This window comes from Pseudomonas sp. ZY71, assembly GCF_036542145.1.
GTDB classification, from domain to species: domain Bacteria; phylum Pseudomonadota; class Gammaproteobacteria; order Pseudomonadales; family Pseudomonadaceae; genus Aquipseudomonas; species Aquipseudomonas koreensis_A.
The window spans coordinates 4,097,054-4,117,471 of record NZ_CP144274.1; the positions used below are offsets into that span (position 1 = coordinate 4,097,054).

Annotated in this window: 19 protein-coding genes; 12 read left to right on the top strand and 7 right to left on the bottom strand. The window is 58.5% G+C overall.

Annotated elements, in window-relative coordinates; genetic code table 11:
• Positions 1-11 precede the first annotated feature (11 nt).
• Entirely contained in the window at positions 12-1,388 is a 1,377-nt protein-coding gene (locus VY732_RS18085) for a glutamine synthetase family protein (protein WP_007918694.1), read from the bottom strand.
• A gap of 282 nt (positions 1,389-1,670) precedes the next feature.
• Between VY732_RS18085 and VY732_RS18090 the strand changes: the two genes are divergently transcribed.
• The 5 genes from VY732_RS18090 to VY732_RS18110 all read left to right on the top strand — a co-directional run bounded on the left by VY732_RS18090 (position 1,671) and on the right by VY732_RS18110 (position 7,007).
• The gene (locus VY732_RS18090) at positions 1,671-2,432 is read left to right on the top strand and encodes a gamma-glutamyl-gamma-aminobutyrate hydrolase family protein (protein ID WP_077572276.1); all 762 of its coding nucleotides are present in this window, start codon (positions 1,671-1,673) and stop codon (positions 2,430-2,432) included.
• A 365-nt stretch (positions 2,433-2,797) separates the two neighbouring features.
• Positions 2,798-3,940 (top strand): ABC transporter ATP-binding protein, encoded by a 1,143-nt coding sequence (locus tag VY732_RS18095; RefSeq protein WP_331691383.1) that lies wholly within the window; start codon positions 2,798-2,800, stop codon positions 3,938-3,940.
• A 29-nt stretch (positions 3,941-3,969) separates the two neighbouring features.
• Positions 3,970-4,851, top strand: coding sequence for an ABC transporter permease subunit (locus VY732_RS18100; protein WP_371042493.1), 882 nt, complete (start codon positions 3,970-3,972; stop codon positions 4,849-4,851).
• Complete coding sequence (locus VY732_RS18105; RefSeq protein ID WP_077572273.1) at positions 4,848-5,720, top strand: ABC transporter permease subunit; 873 nt, start codon at positions 4,848-4,850, stop codon at positions 5,718-5,720. Before VY732_RS18100 ends, VY732_RS18105 begins: the two co-directional genes overlap by 4 nt.
• 189 nt (positions 5,721-5,909) lie before the next feature.
• Positions 5,910-7,007: a polyamine ABC transporter substrate-binding protein gene (locus VY732_RS18110; RefSeq protein WP_123594281.1), complete on the top strand. Its 1,098-nt coding sequence runs from the start codon at positions 5,910-5,912 to the stop codon at positions 7,005-7,007.
• 253 nt (positions 7,008-7,260) lie between these two features.
• On the opposite strand, the gene thpR is transcribed toward VY732_RS18110, so the two are convergent.
• Complete coding sequence (gene thpR, locus VY732_RS18115; protein WP_331691384.1) at positions 7,261-7,791, bottom strand: RNA 2',3'-cyclic phosphodiesterase; 531 nt, start codon at positions 7,789-7,791, stop codon at positions 7,261-7,263.
• 14 nt (positions 7,792-7,805) lie between these two features.
• Positions 7,806-9,698, bottom strand: coding sequence for a hypothetical protein (locus tag VY732_RS18120; protein ID WP_331691385.1), 1,893 nt, complete (start codon positions 9,696-9,698; stop codon positions 7,806-7,808).
• A 169-nt stretch (positions 9,699-9,867) separates the two neighbouring features.
• Between VY732_RS18120 and VY732_RS18125 the strand changes: the two genes are divergently transcribed.
• Positions 9,868-10,059 (top strand): hypothetical protein, encoded by a 192-nt coding sequence (locus VY732_RS18125; RefSeq protein ID WP_116029565.1) that lies wholly within the window; start codon positions 9,868-9,870, stop codon positions 10,057-10,059.
• Between the two features lie 116 nt (positions 10,060-10,175).
• Here the strand turns inward: VY732_RS18125 and VY732_RS18130 are convergent, their stop codons facing one another.
• Both VY732_RS18130 and VY732_RS18135 read right to left on the bottom strand, forming a co-directional pair.
• Complete coding sequence (locus VY732_RS18130) at positions 10,176-10,529, bottom strand: DUF1428 domain-containing protein (RefSeq protein WP_331691386.1); 354 nt, start codon at positions 10,527-10,529, stop codon at positions 10,176-10,178.
• Positions 10,530-10,531: 2 nt separating this feature from the next.
• Complete coding sequence (locus VY732_RS18135; RefSeq protein ID WP_331691387.1) at positions 10,532-11,614, bottom strand: hypothetical protein; 1,083 nt, start codon at positions 11,612-11,614, stop codon at positions 10,532-10,534.
• Between the two features lie 287 nt (positions 11,615-11,901).
• Between VY732_RS18135 and VY732_RS18140 the strand changes: the two genes are divergently transcribed.
• The gene (locus VY732_RS18140) at positions 11,902-12,180 is read left to right on the top strand and encodes a hypothetical protein (RefSeq protein WP_137216597.1); all 279 of its coding nucleotides are present in this window, start codon (positions 11,902-11,904) and stop codon (positions 12,178-12,180) included.
• A 55-nt stretch (positions 12,181-12,235) separates the two neighbouring features.
• On the opposite strand, the gene VY732_RS18145 is transcribed toward VY732_RS18140, so the two are convergent.
• Positions 12,236-12,439: a hypothetical protein gene (locus VY732_RS18145; protein WP_007918829.1), complete on the bottom strand. Its 204-nt coding sequence runs from the start codon at positions 12,437-12,439 to the stop codon at positions 12,236-12,238.
• A 243-nt stretch (positions 12,440-12,682) separates the two neighbouring features.
• On the opposite strand from VY732_RS18145, the gene VY732_RS18150 reads away from it, so the two are divergent.
• From VY732_RS18150 to paoC, 4 genes are all read left to right on the top strand, one after another.
• Positions 12,683-14,437 carry an L-lactate permease gene (locus tag VY732_RS18150; protein WP_331691388.1) on the top strand — a complete coding sequence of 585 codons (1,755 nt, stop codon included), beginning with the start codon at positions 12,683-12,685 and terminating at the stop codon, positions 14,435-14,437.
• Positions 14,438-14,860: 423 nt separating this feature from the next.
• Positions 14,861-15,484, top strand: coding sequence for an aldehyde dehydrogenase iron-sulfur subunit PaoA (gene paoA / locus VY732_RS18155; RefSeq protein WP_331691389.1), 624 nt, complete (start codon positions 14,861-14,863; stop codon positions 15,482-15,484).
• Positions 15,481-16,437, top strand: a complete 957-nt coding sequence (locus tag VY732_RS18160; RefSeq protein WP_331691390.1) for an FAD binding domain-containing protein — start codon at positions 15,481-15,483, stop codon at positions 16,435-16,437. The genes paoA and VY732_RS18160 overlap by 4 nt, the downstream gene beginning before the upstream one ends.
• Positions 16,434-18,632, top strand: coding sequence for an aldehyde oxidoreductase molybdenum-binding subunit PaoC (gene paoC, locus VY732_RS18165; RefSeq protein WP_331691391.1), 2,199 nt, complete (start codon positions 16,434-16,436; stop codon positions 18,630-18,632). Before VY732_RS18160 ends, paoC begins: the two co-directional genes overlap by 4 nt.
• Before the next feature lie 197 nt (positions 18,633-18,829).
• On the opposite strand, the gene VY732_RS18170 is transcribed toward paoC, so the two are convergent.
• The gene (locus VY732_RS18170) at positions 18,830-19,306 is read right to left on the bottom strand and encodes a (R)-mandelonitrile lyase (protein WP_331691392.1); all 477 of its coding nucleotides are present in this window, start codon (positions 19,304-19,306) and stop codon (positions 18,830-18,832) included.
• A gap of 184 nt (positions 19,307-19,490) precedes the next feature.
• Here VY732_RS18170 and VY732_RS18175 point away from each other — a divergent pair, with 184 nt between their 5' ends.
• Positions 19,491-20,384: a LysR family transcriptional regulator gene (locus VY732_RS18175; RefSeq protein ID WP_077573429.1), complete on the top strand. Its 894-nt coding sequence runs from the start codon at positions 19,491-19,493 to the stop codon at positions 20,382-20,384.
• Positions 20,385-20,418 lie beyond the last annotated feature (34 nt).

Sequence of the window (20,418 nt, forward strand, 5' to 3'; positions counted from 1 at the left end):
CCCTCAAACACTCACACCGTATGCAGATACCAGTTGTACTCAAGGTCAGAAATCGAGTTCTCGAACTCGGCCAGCTCGCTCTCCTTACACGCGACAAACACGTCGATGTACATCGGGTCGATGTAGCGGGCCATGACTTCGCTGTCGTCCAGCTCACGCAGTGCGTCGCGCAGGTTGTTCGGCAGGCTCTGTTCGTTCTGCTCGTAGCTGTTGCCTTCGACCGGAGCGCCCGGCTCGATCTGATTGGTCAGACCGTGGTGAATACCGGCCAGCACCGAAGCCATCAGCAAGTACGGGTTAGCGTCGGCACCAGCAACGCGATGCTCGATGCGCACGGCGTCGGCCGAACCGGTTGGCACACGGACCGCAACGGTGCGGTTGTCGATGCCCCAGCTCGGTGAGTTCGGTACATAGAACTGCGCGCCGAAGCGGCGGTACGAGTTGACGTTCGGGCAGAGGAACGCCATTTGCGCAGGCAGGGTCTCCAGCACACCGCCGATCGCGTGACGCAGTGCGGCGTTCTGCTCGGGATCCTCGCTGGCGAAGATGTTGTTGCCTTCTTTGTCCAGGATCGAAATGTGTACGTGCAGACCGTTGCCCGCCTGGCCCGGGTACGGCTTGGCCATGAAGGTGGTGTCCATCTCGTGGTCGTAGGCGATGTTCTTCACCAGACGCTTGAGCAGGACGGCGTAGTCGCACGCCTTGATCGGGTCGGAGACGTGATGCAGGTTGACTTCGAATTGCGCCGGGGCGCTCTCCTTGACGATGGCGTCAGCGGGAATGCCCTGCTCTTTCGCGCCTTCGAGGATGTCTTGCAGGCAATCGACGTATTCGTCGAGGTCGTCGATCAAATACACCTGAGTCGATACCGGACGCTTGCCGGACACCGGCGAACGTGGCGATTGCGGACGACCGTTCACGTTGTCCTGGTCGATCAGATAGAACTCGAGTTCGAACGCGGCGCAAATAGTCAGACCGAGGTCGTCGAATTTGCGTACGACGTTGGCCAGCACTTCACGCGGGTCAGCGAAGAACGGCTGGCCTTCGATCTCGTGCATGGTCATCAAGAGTTGTGCGGTTGGGCGTTTCTGCCACGGCTCGATGCTCAGGGTGCCGGGGATCGGGTAGCAGATGCGGTCAGCGTCGCCGATGTCCAGACCCAAGCCGGTGCTTTCCACCGTGGAGCCGTTGATGTCGAGCGCAAAAAGCGAGGCCGGCAGGTTGATGCCTTTCTCGTAAACCTTATGAAGACTGGTGCGTTCGATGCGCTTGCCGCGCACCACACCGTTCATATCCGCAATCAGAAGGTCGACGTACAAAACCTCAGGATATTTCTTAAGGAATGCGTTTGCTTCGTTGAGTTGAACGGTACGCAGAGGGACCGACATGATGCACCTATTTAGCTGTTAATTATTATGTTCACTGCTGTTTCGCCGAGCCAGTCAACCCGAACGGCAAAGTGAAGTCAATAGCGAACAGATGACCGCTCAGGGTTTATTTTTCGGGCTTTTTTTAACACTTGCGTGCCAATGCAGGCCCCGCAGCCCCGGGAATCATGAAGATTTGATGAACGGCGTTTAGAATTTTTTACATGGCAGTTGTTAATTAAAATCAACGAGGCTAAGCTCCGGAAAAGCTCGTTCAAGTGTCAAACTTCGAGGTGAATAAAAATGGCATTCAAGCCATTGATCGGCGTTACTGCGTGCGTCAAACAGATTGGCCTGCATCCCTATCACATCAGCGGCGACAAGTACGTACGTGCTGTCAGCGTTGGCGCTAACGGGCTGCCAGTGGTCATTCCTTCCCTTGGCAACCTGACTGAAATCGAAGACCTGCTCGGTCAACTCGACGGTCTGCTGCTGACCGGCTCGCCCTCGAATGTGGAGCCCTTCCACTATCAAGGCCCGGCCAGCGCCCCCGGCACGGATCACGATCCGGCGCGGGATGCCACCACCCTTCCTTTATTGCGTGCAGCCATCGCGGCGGGCGTTCCGGTGCTCGGCATTTGCCGTGGCTTCCAGGAAATGAACGTGGCGTTCGGCGGCAGCCTGCATCAGAAGGTGCACGAGCTGCCGGGCATGCTCGATCACCGCGAAGCCGACAGCCCCGACGTGGCCGTGCAATACGCACCGGCCCATGCCGTGACGGTACTGAGCGGCGGCGTGTTTGAGGCGTTGGAGCTGCCGGGCGAGTTCCAGGTGAACTCGATTCACAGCCAGGGCATCGATCGCCTCGCCCCCGGCCTGCGCGCCGAAGCGGTGGCGCCGGACGGTTTGATCGAGGCGGTCTCGGTCGAACACAGCCCGACCTTCGCCCTCGGCGTGCAATGGCACCCGGAATGGCAAGTGCTCGACAACCCGAACTACCTGAAGATTTTCCAGGCATTCGGCGCGGCTTGCCGGCAACGGGCGGCGCGGCGCAACCAGCGCTGATCCAACCCAGGAATACGTAACGATTTACTGCCCCCACGGACGTCGGGTGTGCCTGCGCACATCCGTCATTCGTGAACAGCAACACCCGTAATAACAACAAGTACGACCCAGGCAGCCAGGACGGCGGCGCCGACCAAGCCCTCGGCAGTGCAAGGTCAGTCAGGCATGCGCAATTCCCCTGTAGGAGTGAGCCTGCTCGCGATAGCAATAGACCAGTCAACAGAGATGTCGACTGACATGGCCTCATCGCGAGCAGGCTCACTCCTACAGGGGATGTGTAATGACTGAGATTGCGCTTACAGGCTTGCAATCCACTTAAGCCCGGCCACATTGGCCAGGCGAACGAAACCTGTTGGGAGTTTCACATGGCAAACGCCTCCAGCACTTACAGGAAGGCACTTGAAGGTCATCAGCAACCGAAAAAGGTGCTGGTGAAAGTCGATCGTGTCACCAAGAAGTTCGACGAAACCGTGGCCGTGGACGATGTGTCCCTGGAGATCCATCAGGGCGAAATCTTCGCCCTGCTCGGGGGCTCCGGTTCGGGCAAATCGACCCTGCTGCGCATGCTCGCCGGTTTCGAGCGCCCGACTGAAGGGCGGATTCTGCTCGACGGCGTGGACATCACCGACATGCCGCCGTACGAGCGGCCGATCAACATGATGTTCCAGTCCTATGCGCTGTTCCCACACATGACCGTGGCGCAGAACATCGCCTTCGGTCTGAAGCAGGACCGTTTGCCGGCCAGCGAAATCGATGCCCGTGTCGATGAAATGCTGCGCCTTGTCCACATGACCCAATACGCCAAACGCCGTCCGCACCAGTTGTCCGGTGGACAGCGTCAGCGCGTCGCCCTCGCCCGCTCGCTGGCCAAGCGTCCGAAGCTGTTGCTGCTCGACGAACCGATGGGTGCGCTGGATAAAAAGCTGCGTTCGCAGATGCAACTGGAACTGGTGCAGATCATCGAACGCGTCGGCGTGACGTGCGTAATGGTGACCCACGACCAGGAAGAGGCCATGACCATGGCCGAACGCATCGCGATCATGCACCTCGGTTGGATCGCGCAGATCGGCAGCCCGGTCGACATTTATGAAGCGCCGGTCAGCCGCATGGTCTGCGAGTTCATCGGTAACGTGAACGCCTTCGACGGCACCGTGGTGGAAGACCTTGAAGGTCACGCGATCATCCACAGCCCGGACTTGCAGCAGAAGATCTACGTCGGTCACGGCGTCAGCACTTCGGTGCAGGACAAGTCGGTCACCTACGCGATCCGTCCGGAAAAAATGCTCGTCAGCACCACCAAGCCGGAGTTCCGCTACAACTGGTCCGAAGGCAAGGTGCATGACATCGCCTACCTCGGCGGCCACTCGGTGTTCTACGTCGAACTGCCTGGCGGCAAAGTCGTCCAGTCGTTCATGGCCAACGCCGAACGTCGTGGCGCGCGCCCGACCTGGGACGACAAGGTCTACGTCTGGTGGGAAGACGACAGCGGCGTGGTACTGCGCTCATGAGAACCTTCAATCAGCAATTCCTGCGCTTGGTGCCCAGCGGGCGAAAACTGGTGATCGGCATTCCGTTCATCTGGCTGTTCCTGTTTTTCATGCTGCCGTTCTTTCTGGTGATGAAGATCAGTTTCTCGGAAGCCGCGTTGTCGATCCCGCCGTACTCGGAGATCTACACCTACGCCGAACAGAAATTCCAGCTGCTGCTGAACATCGGCAACTACACCATGCTCGGCGAAGACGAGCTGTACTTGTCGGCGTATCTCGGTTCGCTGAAGGTCGCGGCGCTGAGCACGATGATGTGTCTGCTGATCGGTTTCCCGATGGCCTACGCCATCACCAAGACCGGCAAAGAAACGCAAAACGTCCTGCTGCTGTTGATCATGATGCCGACCTGGACGGCGATCCTGATCCGCGTTTATGCGTGGATGGGCATCCTCAGCAACAACGGTTTGCTCAACGCGTTTCTGATGTGGACGGGACTGACCGATCACCCGATCGAGATCCTCAACACCAACACCGCCGTCTATATAGGGGTCGTGTACGCGTATTTGCCGTTCATGGTGTTGCCGCTCTATGCCAACCTCGTCAAGCACGACGGCAGCTTGCTGGAAGCCGCGCAGGATCTGGGTTCGAGCAACTTCAACAACTTCTGGAAAATCACCGTGCCGCTGGCCAAGAACGGGATTATTGCCGGCTGCATGCTGGTGTTCATTCCGGTGGTCGGTGAGTTCGTGATTCCGGAACTGCTCGGTGGTCCGGAGACGCTGATGATCGGTCGTGTGCTGTGGCAAGAGTTCTTCAATAACCGCGACTGGCCGGTGGCGTCTGCGCTGGCGGTGGTGATGCTGTTGATCCTGATTGTGCCGATTCTGCTGTTCAACCGCAGCCAGGCCAAAGAGATGGAGGCACGGGGATGAAACGCTTCGGTTTTTCCAAGTTCATGCTGATCTTCGGCCTGATGTTCATTTATCTGCCGATGCTGATTCTGGTGATCTACTCGTTCAACGCCTCGAAACTGGTGACGGTGTGGGGCGGCTGGTCGGTGAAGTGGTACGTCGGTTTGCTCGACAACACGCAACTGATGGGCTCGGTGGTGCGCTCGCTGGAAATCGCCTGCTACACCGCGATCGCCGCAGTAGCGTTGGGCACCCTCGCCGCTTTCGTGTTGACTCGAGTGACGCGCTTCAAGGGTCGCACGCTGTTTGGCGGTCTGGTCACCGCGCCGTTGGTGATGCCTGAGGTGATCACCGGTCTGTCACTGTTGCTGCTGTTCGTGGCGATGGCGCAGTTGATCGGCTGGCCGCAAGAGCGTGGCATCGTCACGATCTGGATCGCCCACACCACGTTTTGTGCCGCTTATGTGGCGGTGGTAGTCTCCGCCCGCCTCCGCGAACTGGATCTGTCGATCGAAGAAGCGGCGATGGATCTCGGTGCGAAGCCGTTCAAGGTGTTTTTCCTGATCACCATTCCCATGATCGCCCCTTCGCTGGCCGCGGGCGGAATGATGTCGTTCGCCCTGTCGCTGGATGATTTGGTGTTGGCGAGTTTCGTCTCCGGGCCCGGTTCGACGACGTTGCCGATGGAAGTGTTCTCGGCGGTGCGTCTGGGCGTGAAGCCGGAGATAAACGCCGTGGCCAGCCTGATTCTGCTGGCGGTGTCGCTGGTGACCTTCCTGGTCTGGTACTTCGGCCGCAAGGCAGAAGCCAACCGCAAAAAAGCGATTCAGGAAGCGATGGATCAGACCGCGAACGAGTCGTGGCAACCACAGCAATCCGCCACCGCTTGACCCTGTAGGAGCTGCGGCACGCTGCGATCTTTTGATCTTGATGTGAAAGATCAAAAGATCGCAGCCTCGTTTCACTCGACAGCTCCTACACAAATGTAGTCAGCCCCTCGGTCAGTCCCCTCTCCCTCGGGAGAGGATCAGGGTGAGGGGGCTTCGTGCAATGTGAATAAAAACAATGGAGTTGTACCGATGAAAATGTTTGGCAGGACTCTGCTGACACTGTCCTTAATGGGCGCAATGGTCATGGGCGCCCAGGCCAACGACAAGGTGCTGCGTGTTTACAACTGGTCCGATTACATCGCGCCGGACACCGTCAAGAAGTTCGAAGACGAGACCGGCATCCGCGTGACCTACGACGTCTTCGACAGCAACGAGACCCTTGAGGCACGCTTGCTGGCGGGCAAATCCGGCTACGACCTGGTCGTGCCGTCGAACAGTTTCCTGGCCAAGCAGATCAAGGCCGGTGTCTATCAGACGCTGGACAAATCCAAGCTGCCGAACTGGAAGAATCTCAACCCGGTGCTGCTGAAAAACGCCGCCGCCAGTGATCCGGACAACGCCCACGCGTTCCCGTACATGTGGGGCTCGATCGGCATCGGCTTCAACCCGGCCAAGGTCAAGGAAGTGCTCGGCGCCAATGCACCGACCAACTCCTGGGACTTGCTGTTCAAACCGGAAAACGCAGAAAAACTGAAAGCCTGCGGCATCAGTTTCCTCGACTCGCCGACCGAAATGATCCCGGCCGCCCTGCACTATCTGGGTTACCCGGTGAACGACAGGGACACCGCACACATCAAGGAAGCCGAGGCGCTGTTCATGAAGATCCGCCCGAACGTGGCGTACTTCCATTCCTCGAAATACATCTCCGATCTGGCCAACGGCAACATCTGCGTGGCGGTCGGTTACTCCGGTGACGTGCTGCAGGCCAAGGCCCGCGCGGTGGAATCGGGCAACAACGTGGTGATCGACTACAGCATTCCCAAAGAAGGCGCCGGCAGCTTCTACGACATGGTCGCGATCCCGCGCGATGCCGCCAACGTCGAGAACGCGTACCTGTTCATGGACTTTCTGATGCGTCCGGACATTATTGCCGAGATCACCAACAGCAACGGCTACAGCAACGCCAATGCGGCGGCCACGCCATTGGTGGATGAAGCGATCCGCAACGACCCGGGGTCGTATCCGTCGCAAGCGGTGATGGCGACGTTGTATGCGGTGCCGGATCAGCCGATTGCCACGCAGCGAATCATGACCCGTGGCTGGACGCGGGTGAAACTCGGTAAGTAAGCCCACCAAAGCTCCAAATGTAGGAGTGAGCCTGCTCGCGATGGCGGTGTGTCAGGCAGCGCTGATGCTGAGTGTACTGGCCTCATCGCGAGCAGGCTCACCCCTACAGTGGTTTGGTGTTGTGACAGAAAAATTTATGATTTCCCGTTCACGCAGCGCCTTACCACCGCTGCACCCTGCTATGAACGGCCTCACCTGGCTCCCTCGGCTCAGGTGAATTCTCAGGCGCCTTCGGGCGCCTTTTTTTGTGCCTTCAGATCAGCGACCAATCTTGCAAAATGCGATAACGACCCTTGTGCGATTCGAACAGGGCAAAGCGTTCGGCGCGCAGGAAGAACTCCGGCGGCGTGGCGGATTCCGGCTCCGGCGCACGATAGTCTCTAGCCAACGTCAGATGCGGGCGAAACTCTCGGGCCGTCTCTTCAAATCCGAAGGGCAACATGGCCTGTTCCAAGGCATAGACCAAGCGCAGCAACTCCTGCGGCGCTTGCTCGGGGGCCAATGACAACACCCCGGCGCGGTGCCAGACCTGCAAGCGATCCAATGAAATGCGCAACGCCTGCCCCGGCGTGCGCACTTTGCCTACGGCTTCGCAGACCTCGCCGACCTGTGCCAGCGGTACGGCGCCGAGGAACAACAGGGTCAAGTGAAAATTATCCGACGGTACAGGTTTGCCAACTCTGAGGCCCAACTCGGTGCGCCACAGAGCAATCGCCTTGCGCTGCTCCGATGGGCAGTCAAGGGCAAAAAACAGTTTTGCCGAAGGTTCACCGGAATTCGTCATTTTTTTCCCCTCCTTTAAATGGACCCCAAATCTCCTGTTTTAGTGCTCATCGTTTTCGAGCCTTGCTTCAGGAAACTCCATTCATTCCTCCCAAAGTCCATAATTTTTCCTTGAGTGTTTTTAGATCTACCAAGCAAGCTCGCGACTTTGTATTGATCAACCACTTTAATTGGAGAGACAACATAAGCAATTTGTACATCTCGAAGATCCACACCAGTCAATGAGCGGCTGTTAATGATAAGGATGGCAGAGGAATTATATCGATCATTAAATGCATCAATCGATGCACGCCCCCTATCGGCGACAGCACTGGAAATAATACTTATTTGCAGCGATGTTGAGCCAGAAACTTCAAGAGGACGCAGGGAACGGTTAAGAGCCTCAAGCAATTGTTGTCCTTCAGGTAGTGTGGTAACAACAACAATCGCTCGATACTGTTCAACTCCTGCCAGTTTGACATCCTCGACAATTGTTTCGATGACTGCCGTGCCCGCATCTTGTATATTTAACCCGCTTGGCGTCTCACTTAAAATTAGATTATCGATCGAAAAAACATGTAACGGCGTTAATACGCCTTCAGCAATCGCCGCCTCATAGTTAAAGCTAAATAGAAGATCGCCAAAACGTTTAGATGCCCTCGCCCCGCTAAGCATCGGTGAGCTTCCGAAGTTTATTCGAGTTGCGCCGGGCAACGAGAGGGAAAAATCGAATTCTTGATTTTGCATATCAACACCTACCAGCAAGCAATGCCCTTCAAAGCACAGTGCATTTTTTCGAAGTAAGTCCAGTGATACAAACACAATCAACCCCCAAGGATCAGCGCATATTTCTTTCAACTCTTTTGAGTTTCTCACCTTAACCAATCGAAAGCCTTCAAGGTCGACAGAAAAACTTTTGAAGCGTTCCTTAATTTGTAAAAGCTCCTCATTACGAGAAGCGACTACAAAAAACGGTGTCCTCTCCAGCCCCCTGATTTGTCTGGCCCTGATAATATAAGAAACGATACACATGCCCTTGCCGGAACCAAGTGCCTGGTACACATGACCAACAACTCGATTGTTATGCGGCGGCACTGCCGACAAAGTCGCCTCAATGGACGCGTCGACAATTTTCACTTGAAAGGCACGAAGAGTAGAGTCCACTTTTTCGGAAAGTTTCGTAAGTTCCAATGAAAGCGCTTTCAGCTCAATATCAGTGGATACGGGTCCACTTCCATCCATAATCGCATTTCTGACGATCTCCGCCTTTTGTGCTGCATCCAGCAAACCATCTGGCAATTCGATTGAATAGTTTTCTACAAGGCTATTGATGGACGAAGTCAGCGATTGGTTCGTGCTGCCCCCGAATTCACTTAAATAGGCCCCCAGCATTTTCTGCATATCCAGCACGGCTTTAAGTACTTGGGTACTCGACGAGAGCTCATCGCATTCCTGTGCAGCGGCTTCTCTTTCCTCCGCGCTATCAAAGGAATAGTGCTGACTTGGATGACTGCCAAACAGCGTTAAAAAAACCCAATTTGAAGCAGCACGTATCTCTTCTACTATCTCTTGTGTTGGTGTAAAGCCATTACCATTATGATAGAGCTCATTGCGAATAGTATGATAATAAACCAACTCATCGCGCCCTACTAACATCTCTTGACCGAGATGCGCCACCACGTAATGCTCCAAGAATTCAAGCTTGGAGTGGAAATTATGCAACCATTTTGATACCTGTGCACGCTCGCATGTCCACCCATTCCTTTGAATCGGATTAAGATTCAGAAAAGTGATAATTGATAGTTCAATAGCGTTATCAAAACTAACTAAAACCATTCGCCGATCAAAATCGCTACTTCCTAACAAGTGCTCTTCCGCATGACGTATCAACTCCAAAGGCCCGCGCGCCCATGGTTTCGGCTTCTTCATGATCATCCCTGTGCCTGCAACCCAAATAAAACCAAACGTACTCAATATCAAAGATTCGGAATAAAGCAAAGCAACGTTTCGACTAAGAGTTCCGCCTTGGTTAGGACAGACCTGGCGCCTCTGATCAGACGGGTTATAGTTGGAAACAGTTGATAGTCCGGAGGCCGCTATGCGCGCGATCCTCAGCAAAGAACCGTGGTGGGCTCGGCCACCGAATCCCGGGCAGGATGAAAGTGAACTGGAATGGGGCTGGCTGGTGCATTACAGCGAGGGTGAGCCGCGTTTCGAGTTCGTCCGTGAACGCCCGACGGACGAGCAGATTCGCGAGCGCAAAAGCTGCCGCATCACCCCCTCGGAGTGAACACAATACCTGTAGGAGTGAGCCTGCTCGCGATGGCGTTCGCACATTCAATGCTTCATTGACAGACCCACCGCGATCGCGAGCAGGCTCACTCCTACAAGAGATTTGCGCTGGTTTCAGGGTTCGAGGATATTTTTAAAGCCACCAAAGATCATGCGTTGGCCGTCGAACCCCATCGGGTTGACGTCCGGTTGCATGCGCGGGTCTTCCATCATTTTGCCCATGCCGGCGTCGCGGGTGGCTTTGTCGGGCCAGATCAGCCAGCCGGCCGAAACCGTTTCGCCTTCCTTGAGCTTTACCGCCATCGGGAATGAGGTGACCTTGCCATCCGGCACGTCATCACCCCAGCACTGAATCACATCCTGAGCACCGTATTCCTTGAACAGTTTCGCCGCGATTGTGCAGTGCTTTTTGTACTGCTCAAGGTTGGCAGTCGGCACCGGCGCTACAAAAATATCGATGTAAGCCATGATCACTCTCCTTGCACGTTGGGTTCGATCTGCTGATTGGTCGATTGCGGCGGCTGCCATTCGACACGATTCACACCCAACCCGACCGACGGCTCCTCGCCCTCACCCAGATTGCGCTCAACCTGCCCGGCCATGTGCAGTGTGCCGGCCATGACACCGGTAGTCGGGTTCTGCACCAGTTTCAGCCAGGCCTTGTCGAAGGTGCTGCCCAGACTGCTGCGGATCAGTGCCTCACTGTCGGGCCGGTCATTGGCCTGGATGATCGCGCGGATACCCGCGACACCGACCGAGATCAGACCACCGGCCAGTTTCCCGGCCGCAGCGGCCACTGCACTGGCCGCACCGCGCGGGGCCATTTCCGCTTCCATACGCTGACTGGCACGCTTGGCCACCGGGGCCATGCCGGCATCCGTCGAGGCAATGCCCTTGGCGCCGCCCTCGGTGTGGATCTTGTCGATCAAAGCGGCGTAGGCCGGCAAGCTGTTCAACGGTTCTGTGCTGATCACTTGAAACAACGAAGCGTCCCGCGCCGGCGGCGGGCCCAGCGCAATGGCGGGGACTTTCTGCAAGTGTCCATTGAGCTGACCAACGGGCACACCATGACGCTGGGCGATGAGCGGCATCTGCTGCGCCATCAGCTGCGCATAGAACGCCGTGGCCTGGCCGAGGATCGCATCCGGATCGACCTCCACCGCTACTGGCGCCAGCACCCTTTCCTGATATTGCTCAAGCAGATACGCCGCCAAGCGTTTGGCCGAGGCGTCCTGCTCGCCGCCGGCATTGATCGTGTACCAACTGACCTTCATCGACAGCCATTCCTGGGTCCAGTAACTGCTGAACCACGGGATGAAATTTTCTTCAGTTTGCTGATAGACCCGAGTGCGCCAATGTTCCATTGAGCCACGGGCAAAGACTTTGACTTGTTCGGTGGATTGCTGCGAAGCGCTGACGATTTCCCGATCGATCTGCTGCCAGGTCTGCGGCGAGACGAACACGGCTTGCGGCGCTGACACCGGGGCCCGCGCCGAAGTGGCGCAGCCGGCCAGCAACAACAGTGCGGCGACGAGCAGCGCACGCGGATTCACGGTGGCGGTTTCCTTTAAAAGGGCGGAAGCAGATTTGAGTATAGGTGTGTGCGCAGGGCCGTTTGTCCGGTTTTGGCTGGTCTGGCGCCTTGGCGAGCAGGCTCGCTCCCACAGGGGAATGCGTTTCAAATGTAGGAGTGAGCCTGCTCGCGATGAGGCCATCAGCAACACCCAAAAAAACCCAACCATCACTGCCATCGATATTCACCATCGCCACGATTGCCTTCCGCCCACCGCACATGAAAGGCACGATTAGCCCATCCGAAACACAACGAGGAGTTCACAGCATGATTCACACCCACGTCACACTCTCCGTGAGTTTCCCGGTGTTCGGCAGCAACTATTACGACCAGCACGCCGTGTCGCACAAGGCGCAGGCGCTGGTGTTCAACGAAGATTTCGAAGATCTGCTGATGCCCGCCGCCACCAATCATTTCAGCAATGAAGTGGTCGGCCTCAACGATCAGTTCCGTTTTCTGAGCGACATTCTCGCCACCCATTTGCTGGACATCGAGGCCTCTGTGCCTGCGCGATCCAGCGTCCGGGCGAGCGCTCATTTTTCTTAAGCAACAGCGCTAAACAAAGAGGGCGTCCCATCGCGGGACGCCCTCTTGCGTTCAATCAGTCATCATCCCGATCACGGTAGTAACGACGCCCGTCGCGGCGATCATCGCGGTCATCCCAGCGCCGGTCATGGTCGTAATTGCGGCCATGATCGCGGTCGTAATGCCGGCCATGGCGGTGGTCATCATCAAAATCCGCGACACAGCCGCCGAGCAATACGGCGGCGGTCACGGTCAGCAGCATCGTTGTTGCGCGCTTCATTCAACACTTCCCTAAAACCAAGGTCTTGACGACGGAATCGGCGACGCTGCCCGCGCCTTCAGAACGCGGTGCGCGCAGCCGCAGATACGACCGGGTAAAACGGCGTTGATTCAGTGGCCACTAGCGACCGTTTGTCGCCCCGACCGCACTGCCCGAGCGGCGGCGAAATGCCACCTATACTCCTTGCAACCAAGCCCCACGCAATGGATCTGCGCCCTCAATAACAACAAGCAGAGGTGGACCATGGTCTGGCAGCAAATTTACGACCCGTTCGGCAACCCGGTGATCTCCACGCTCATGGCCGCCGTACCAGTGGTGGTGATGCTTGCGGCGCTGGCGTTCTTCCACGTCAAGGCGCATCTGGCAGCGCTACTGGCACTGGCTTCCGCCCTGCTTATATCGATTTTTGCCTTCGGCATGCCGGCGAGCATGGCCGGTTCTGCGGCGTTGTTCGGCGCGGCCAATGGCTTGCTGCCGATCGGCTGGATCGTCCTCAACATCATTTTTCTGCATCGCCTGACCACCGAGAACGGCTCGTTCAAAGTGCTGCAGGATTCTCTCGCGCGCATTACCGATGACCGACGCTTGCAACTGCTGTTGATCGCCTTCTGCTTCGGTGCGTTTTTCGAAGGTGCGGCGGGGTTCGGTACGCCGGTGGCGGTGACCGGGGCGATTCTGATCGGACTTGGGTTTTCGCCATTGGCCGCGTCGGGGCTGGCGCTGATTGCCAACACCGCGCCGGTCGCATTCGGCGCACTCGGTACGCCGATCATCACGCTGGCCAAAGTCACCGGGCTGGATGAAATGGAATTGTCGATGATGGTCGGTCGGCAGTTGCCGTTTTTCTCGGTGCTGGTGCCGTTCTGGCTGATCTGGGCCTTCGCCGGGTGGCGCAAGATGCTGGAGATCTGGCCGGCGATTCTGGTGGCCGGCGTCAGCTTCGCGATTCCGCAATTTCTAGTATCGAACTACCACGGGCCAATGCTGGTGGACGTGATCGCCGCGCTGATTTCCATGGCCTGTCTGACGCTGTTTTTAAAGGTGTGGAAACCGGCGACCATTCACACCTCCGCTGCGCTTTCGGGGCGCGTAGACAACTCCAAGGTCGATGAAGAAAAAATCACTGCCAGCGCCGCGTTCAGCGATCAGGCACGTCCGGCGGTGATGCGCGCGTGGATGCCGTGGATCATCCTCACCGTGTTCGTGTTTGCCTGGGGCACGCAGGGCTTCAAGAATATGTTCGACACCCGTCCGGCGATTGATCCGGTAACCCAGTCGGCCAAGCTCGATCCCGCCGGCAAACCGCTGCGCGAGGCCAACCCGATTTTCGCCCCGGCCGTGACCTTTACCACGCTGCACCTGCAAATCGAAAAAGTACCGCCGGTGGTCGCGGCACCGAAGGCTGAAGAAGCGGTGTACAAATTCACCTGGTTCACCGCCACCGGCAGCGGGATTCTGCTGGCTGCAATTGTTGGTGGTTTGCTGATGGGCTACTCGATTCCGCAACTGATCAAGCAATACCTGCGCACGTTGTGGGTGGTGCGGTTTTCGTTGATCACGATTGCGGCGATGCTGGCGCTGGGGTTTCTTACGCGCTACTCCGGACTCGACGCGACCATGGGCCTGGCATTTGCCGCGACGGGGATTTTCTATCCGATGTTCGGCACGCTGCTCGGTTGGCTGGGTGTCGCGTTGACCGGTTCCGATACCGCGTCGAACGTGTTGTTTGGCGGGTTGCAGCGGGTCACCTCGGAACAGCTCGGGATCAGTCCGATACTGATGGCGGCGGCGAACAGTTCCGGTGGTGTGATGGGCAAAATGGTCGATGCGCAATCGATCGTGGTCGCCTCCACCGCGACCCGTTGGTACGGGCATGAGGGCGAGATTCTGCGCTATGTGTTCTTCCACTCGATCGTGCTGGCGATTCTGGTCGGCGGGCTGGTGACGTTGCAGGCGTATGTGGCACCGTTTACCTCGATGGTTGTTGGCGGGCATTAGGGCAGCCAGACACCTATCCAATGTGGGAGCGAGCCTGCTCGCGAAGGCGCCCGGTCTGCCACTGAAGATGTTGGCTGTGCCGGCCTCTTCGCGAGCAGGCTCGCTCCCACAGGGTTCAGGTTGTTAGTGAAATGGTGGTTACAGCGCAGATCCTTGTAGGCCTTCGCCTGCTCGCGATAGCGGTGTGTCAGTCACCACATCGCTCACTGGTCTATCGCTATCGCGAGCAGGCTCACTCCTACAGGGGATTGTGTCGTACCGGCGATTGATGAGCCACCTGCATAACTCTATAGCGCAAATCCGACAAAACCTTTTCCTCTCTCCGGCAGTCACTCCTTAACGAGACCGGCGATGACGCTGGCTGCCCGCTTGGGCCATCCACGACCCCTGCTGCCCTGATGAAGAGAGAAAAGGAATCGAACCATGACGATTTCCCGACGCGGATTTCTGATCCTCGGCGCCGTGACCGCTACCGCTTTCGCGATGCCGCCGTTTATCAGCCTCAAGGCCTACGCGGCCACTCTGGAGCAACCGGCCATGAACAAAGTGACGATCAACGTCAACGGCCAGCCGCGTGCGCTGGATGTCGACACCCGTACTACCCTGCTCGATGCCCTGCGCGAACACCTGCAACTGACCGGCACTAAAAAAGGCTGCGACCACGGCCAGTGCGGCGCCTGCACGGTGATCGTCGATGGCCGGCGGATCAATTCCTGCCTGACGTTGGCGGTGATGCACGAAGGCAGCGAAGTCACCACCATTGAAGGCCTCGGCATGCCTGACAAGCTGCACCCGATGCAAGCCGCGTTCATCAAGCATGACGGCTATCAGTGCGGCTATTGCACACCGGGGCAGATCTGCTCGGCAGTCGCGGTGATCAAGGAAATCCGCGACGGCATCCCCAGCCACGTCAGTGAAAGCCTCACCGACGCGCCGCAGTTGATTGCCCGCGAGTTCCAGGAGCGCATGAGTGGCAATATCTGCCGCTGCGGCGCTTACTCAAACATCATCGAAGCGATCACTGAAGTCGCGGAGGTGCCGGCATGAGACCGTTCAATTACAGCCGTGCCGACTCCCCCGCCGCAGCCGCCACACAAGCTGCGCAAGTCGAAGGTGCGCGGTTTATCGCTGGCGGCACCAACCTGCTCGACCTGATGAAACTCGACATCGAAACCCCGCTGCACCTGATCGACGTCAATCACCTGGGCCTCGATCAAATCGAAGCCACACCCGAGGGCGGTTTGCGCATCGGCGCGCTGGTGCGCAATACCGATCTGGCGGCTGATCAGCGCATCAGAAAAGACTACGCCCTGCTCTCCCGCGCCTTGCTCGCCGGGGCTTCCGGGCAATTGCGCAACATGGCTACTACCGCCGGCAACCTGCTGCAACGCACGCGCTGCCCGTACTTCTACGACACGAATCAGGCCTGCAACAAACGCCAACCCGGCAGCGGTTGCGCAGCGATCGGCGGGGTCAGTCGGCAACTGGGAATCATCGGCGTCAGCGACGCCTGCATCGCCACACACCCGAGTGACATGGCAATTGCCATGCGCGCGCTCGATGCGCAGATTGAAACGGTGAAACCCGACGGCAGCACGCGCAGTATCGCCATGGCTGATTTTCATCAATTGCCCGGCACCACGCCGAACATCGAAACCAGCCTCACGCCCGGCGAGTTCATCACCTCGGTGACATTGCCCGCGCCAGTCGGCGGCACCCACGTTTATCACAAGGTGCGTGATCGCTCGTCCTATGCGTTCGCGTTGGTGTCGGTCGGTCTGATCCTGCAAAAGGACGGCAGCGGCCGCATCGCCGTCGGCGGTATCGCGCCGAAACCATGGCGGGTTGAAGCCGCCGAAGCGTTGCTGCCCCAAGGCGTCAAAGCCGTCAGCGCACGCCTGCTCGACGGCGCCACGCCGACCCACGACAACCAATTCAAACTGACCCTGGTCGAGCGCACGCTCGGTTCGGTGTTGGCGCAAGCGAGGGATGAAGCATGAAATTCGACACGCCCGCCACCACCAACCCGATCGACCAGTTGAAGGTCATCGGCCAACCCACCGACCGCATTGAGGGACCGCTGAAAACCAGCGGTCAGGCGCCTTACGCCTATGAGCAGCATGAAGCGGTGGCCAATCAGGCTTACGGCTTTATGGTCGGTTCCGCTATCGCCAAAGGCCGGATCAATAACATCGATCTCGCAGAGGCGAAAGCCGCGCCCGGTGTGTTGGCCATCGTCACCGCTGCCAACGCCGGCAAACTCGGCAAGGGCAAATACAACGCCGCGCATTTATTGGCCGGGCCGGAGATTCAGCACTACCACCAGGCTGTTGCGCTGGTGGTTGCCGAGACCTTTGAACAGGCTCGTGCGGCTGCGCAAATGGTTAAGGTCGACTACGTCGCGGCCAAAGGCGAATTCGATCTGGCCAGGGTGCGCGACCAAGGCGTCGAGCCGAAAGACGAATTGCCCGACGTCAGCCACGGTGATTTCGCCAAGGCGTTCGCCGCCGCGCCGGTGCAGTTCGATCAGACCTACACCACCCCGGATCAGTCCCACGCGATGATGGAACCGCACGCCACGCTGGCCGCGTGGAAAGGCGATCAACTGACCTTATGGACATCGAATCAGATGATTGCCTGGAGCGTCGGCGACATCGCCGCCACCCTCGGTCTGCCCAAGGAAAAAGTCCGGCTGATTTCGCCGTACATTGGCGGCGGTTTCGGCGGCAAGTTATTCATTCGCGCCGATGCAATTCTTGCCGCCCTCGGTGCGCGCATGGCTGGCAGGCCGGTGAAGGTTGCCCTCGCCCGCCCGCAGATCGCCAACAACACCACCCACCGTCCGGCGACGATTCAGCGCATTCGCATGGGCGCGACGGCGGACGGCAAACTCACGGCGATCGCCCACGAAGGCTGGTCGGGCAATCTGGCGGAAGGCAAAGTCGAGGTCGCGGCACAACCGAGCCAGTTGTTGTACGCGGCGGAAAATCGCTTGGTCAGCATGCGCCTCGCACCGTTGGATCTGCCCGAAGGCAACGCCATGCGCGCGCCCGGCGAAACCCCTGGGCTGATGGTCCTGGAAATTGCCATGGACGAGATGGCCGAGCAGCTCAAGCTTGATCCGGTCCAGTTCCGCATTCTCAACGACACACAGGTCGATCCGGTGAAAACCGAGCGACCGTTCTCGCAGCGGCGCCTGATCGAATGCCTGCAAACCGGCGCGGAGAAATTCGGCTGGGACAAACGCAATGCGCAACCGGGTGCACGGCGTGAGGGTCGCTGGCTGATCGGCATGGGTGTCGCGGCGGCGATCCGCAACAACCTGCTGGTCAAGTCGGGCGCGCGGGTGCGGCTGGAGCGCGACGGCAAGATCACGGTGGAAACCGACATGACCGATATCGGCACCGGCAGTTACACGATCATCGCGCAGACGGCGGCCGAAATGATGGGTGTCGGCTTGAAGGATGTCAGCGTGCATCTGGGCGATTCGAGCTTCCCGGTGTCGGCAGGCTCCGGTGGGCAATTCGGCGCCAACTGCTCGACCGCCGGGGTGTACGCCGCGTGCATGAAACTGCGTGAGGCGGTGGCTGGCAAGTTGGGCATGGCGGCGGATCAGGCGGAGTTTGTCGACGGTCAGGTGCGGCTCGGCGACAAGAGCGTGCCGTTGCGCAACGCTGCGCAGGACGGCGTTGTGGTGGCCGAGGACAGCATCGAATTTGCCGACCTTGCCGAGCAGTATCAGCAATCGACGTTTGGTGCGCATTTCGTTGAGGTGGCGGTGGATGCGGCGACCGGTGAAGTGCGTGTGCGCCGCATGTTGGCGGTGTGCGCGGCCGGGCGGATTCTCAACCCGAAAGCGGCGCGCAGTCAGGTGATCGGCGCGATGACCATGGGCGTTGGTGCGGCGTTGATGGAAGAGTTGGCGGTGGACAAAAAGCTGGGCTTTTTCGTCAATCATGATCTGGCCGGGTATGAGGTGCCGGTGCATGCCGATATTCCGCATCAGGAGGTGATTTTTCTTGATGAGACTGATCCGGTGTCTTCGCCGATGAAGGCCAAGGGTGTTGGTGAGTTGGGGATTTGCGGGGTCAGTGCGGCGGTAGCGAATGCGATTTACAACGCCACGGGGGCGCGGGTGCGGGAGTATCCGGTTACCCTCGATAAAATCTTGTCGTCGTTGCCGGAGATGATGTGATGACCCGTTAAGAGCCCCTCACCCTAGCCCTCTCCCAGAGGGAGAGGGGACCGATTGGGGGATATTCTAGGGCTGCACCGACGTGAACGACTTGCTGTGAATCCGTAATCGACTCGGTCTCTCAAATCGATGTACGACGCCAGACACCTCGGTCGACCCCTCTCCCTCCGGGAGAGGGCTGGGGTGAGGGAAGCGCTTCACTCGGATCGCGGATACTGCTCAGCACTCACCTGCTCCATCCAATCCACAACTTTGCCATCCAGCACTTCGGCAATTGCAATATGCGTCATCGCCGTGGTTGGCGCCGCCCCATGCCAATGCTTGGCCCCCGGCGCAATCCACACCGTATCCCCTGGACGAATCTCACGCACCGGCTGCCCCCACTCCTGCACAAACCCGGAACCGGCCGTGACGATCAAGGTCTGTCCCAACGGATGCGTATGCCAAGCGGTACGCGCGCCCGGCTCAAACGTCACCGTCGCACCACTGACCCGCGCCGCTTCAGTACCTTTGAACGGCGCATCAACCCGCACAGTGCCAGTGAACCAATCCGCCGGGCCTCTGGCCGAAGGTTGCGAACCATTGGGCGTGACCGTCACACGCGGGTTTTCATTAGCCTGCACCTCCCCCGCCAACAGGGAAAGGGTTAACGCAGAAGCGGCAATCGGGTTCATGACTTTCTCCGAACAGATGAATGTAGGAGCTGCCGAAGGCTGCGATCTTTAGACTTTGATTTTTAGAGCAAGATCAAGAGATCGCAGCCTTCGGCAGCTCCTACAGGGGTTGAGTCACTTTACCCAGCCGCACTCTTCCGATAATCGACTAGAATTCGAAAAAACTTATGCAGGACACTCATCAATGCTTCGGGAAAACGCCACCGACCTGCTCGCCTTCCTCGCCGTCGCCCGCGAGCGCAGCTTCACCAAAGCCGCAGCCAAACTCGGCGTTTCGCAATCGGCACTGAGCCATACCATCCGTGCACTTGAAGCGCGTCTTGGCCTGCGCCTGTTAACCCGCACAACCCGCAGCGTCTCGCCCACCGAGGCCGGCGAACACCTGCTGCAAACCATCGGCCCACGCTTCGAAGAGATCGAACTGGAACTCGCGGCGCTGAGCAACCTGCGCGACACCCCGGCAGGCAAGATCCGCCTCAACGCCACCGACCATTCGCTAGACTGGCTGCTGCGCCCGGTGCTCAAGGACTTTCTGCCGCGGTACCCGGACATCAGCGTCGAGGTGAGCTGCGACTATGGTTTCGTCGACATCGCCGGCCAGGGTTTCGACGCTGGCGTGCGCTTGGGCGAAGACGTCGCGCAAGGCATGATCGCCACCCGCATCGGTCCCGACATGCGCATGGCGGTGGTTGGCTCACCGGCCTATTTCGCCAAACGCACCGCGCCGCAAACGCCACGGGATCTGACCGATCACGCCTGCAACAATCTGCGCCTGCCCACTAATGGCGGGTTGTACAGCTGGGAATTCGAGAAGGATGGCGAAAGCCTGAAAGTGCGGGTGTCCGGGCAGATCACCCTGAACGGCGTCTACCCGTTGCTCGACGCGGCGCTGGACGGTTTCGGCCTGAGTTACATCCCGGAAAACATCGTTGCACCCTATCTGGCCGACGGCCGTTTGCGGCAAGTGCTGGAAGACTGGTGCCCGACGTTTGCCGGTTATCACCTGTATTACCCGAGCCGGCGTCAGGCTGCGCCGGCGTTTGCGTTGTTGCTGGAGGCGTTGCGCTATCGCGGTTGATTGCGACCTGCGCCTTCTCTCTGTGGGAGCGGAG

Excerpts from the sequence above, each read along its gene's own strand:
- VY732_RS18170 (WP_331691392.1), bottom strand. The coding sequence starts at position 19,306 with ATGAACCCGATTGCCGCTTCTGCGTTAACCCTTTCCCTGTTGGCGGGG.
- VY732_RS18095 (WP_331691383.1), top strand. The coding sequence starts at position 2,798 with ATGGCAAACGCCTCCAGCACTTACAGGAAGGCACTTGAAGGTCATCAG.
- thpR (WP_331691384.1), bottom strand. The coding sequence starts at position 7,791 with ATGACGAATTCCGGTGAACCTTCGGCAAAACTGTTTTTTGCCCTTGAC.
- VY732_RS18085 (WP_007918694.1), bottom strand. The coding sequence starts at position 1,388 with ATGTCGGTCCCTCTGCGTACCGTTCAACTCAACGAAGCAAACGCATTC.
- VY732_RS18130 (WP_331691386.1), bottom strand. The coding sequence starts at position 10,529 with ATGGCTTACATCGATATTTTTGTAGCGCCGGTGCCGACTGCCAACCTT.
- VY732_RS18105 (WP_077572273.1), top strand. The coding sequence starts at position 4,848 with ATGAAACGCTTCGGTTTTTCCAAGTTCATGCTGATCTTCGGCCTGATG.
- VY732_RS18175 (WP_077573429.1), top strand. The coding sequence starts at position 19,491 with ATGCTTCGGGAAAACGCCACCGACCTGCTCGCCTTCCTCGCCGTCGCC.
- VY732_RS18120 (WP_331691385.1), bottom strand. The coding sequence starts at position 9,698 with ATGAAGAAGCCGAAACCATGGGCGCGCGGGCCTTTGGAGTTGATACGT.
- VY732_RS18150 (WP_331691388.1), top strand. The coding sequence starts at position 12,683 with ATGGTCTGGCAGCAAATTTACGACCCGTTCGGCAACCCGGTGATCTCC.
- VY732_RS18140 (WP_137216597.1), top strand. The coding sequence starts at position 11,902 with ATGATTCACACCCACGTCACACTCTCCGTGAGTTTCCCGGTGTTCGGC.
- VY732_RS18125 (WP_116029565.1), top strand. The coding sequence starts at position 9,868 with ATGCGCGCGATCCTCAGCAAAGAACCGTGGTGGGCTCGGCCACCGAAT.
- VY732_RS18090 (WP_077572276.1), top strand. The coding sequence starts at position 1,671 with ATGGCATTCAAGCCATTGATCGGCGTTACTGCGTGCGTCAAACAGATT.
- paoA (WP_331691389.1), top strand. The coding sequence starts at position 14,861 with ATGACGATTTCCCGACGCGGATTTCTGATCCTCGGCGCCGTGACCGCT.
- VY732_RS18145 (WP_007918829.1), bottom strand. The coding sequence starts at position 12,439 with ATGAAGCGCGCAACAACGATGCTGCTGACCGTGACCGCCGCCGTATTG.
- VY732_RS18160 (WP_331691390.1), top strand. The coding sequence starts at position 15,481 with ATGAGACCGTTCAATTACAGCCGTGCCGACTCCCCCGCCGCAGCCGCC.
- paoC (WP_331691391.1), top strand. The coding sequence starts at position 16,434 with ATGAAATTCGACACGCCCGCCACCACCAACCCGATCGACCAGTTGAAG.
- VY732_RS18110 (WP_123594281.1), top strand. The coding sequence starts at position 5,910 with ATGAAAATGTTTGGCAGGACTCTGCTGACACTGTCCTTAATGGGCGCA.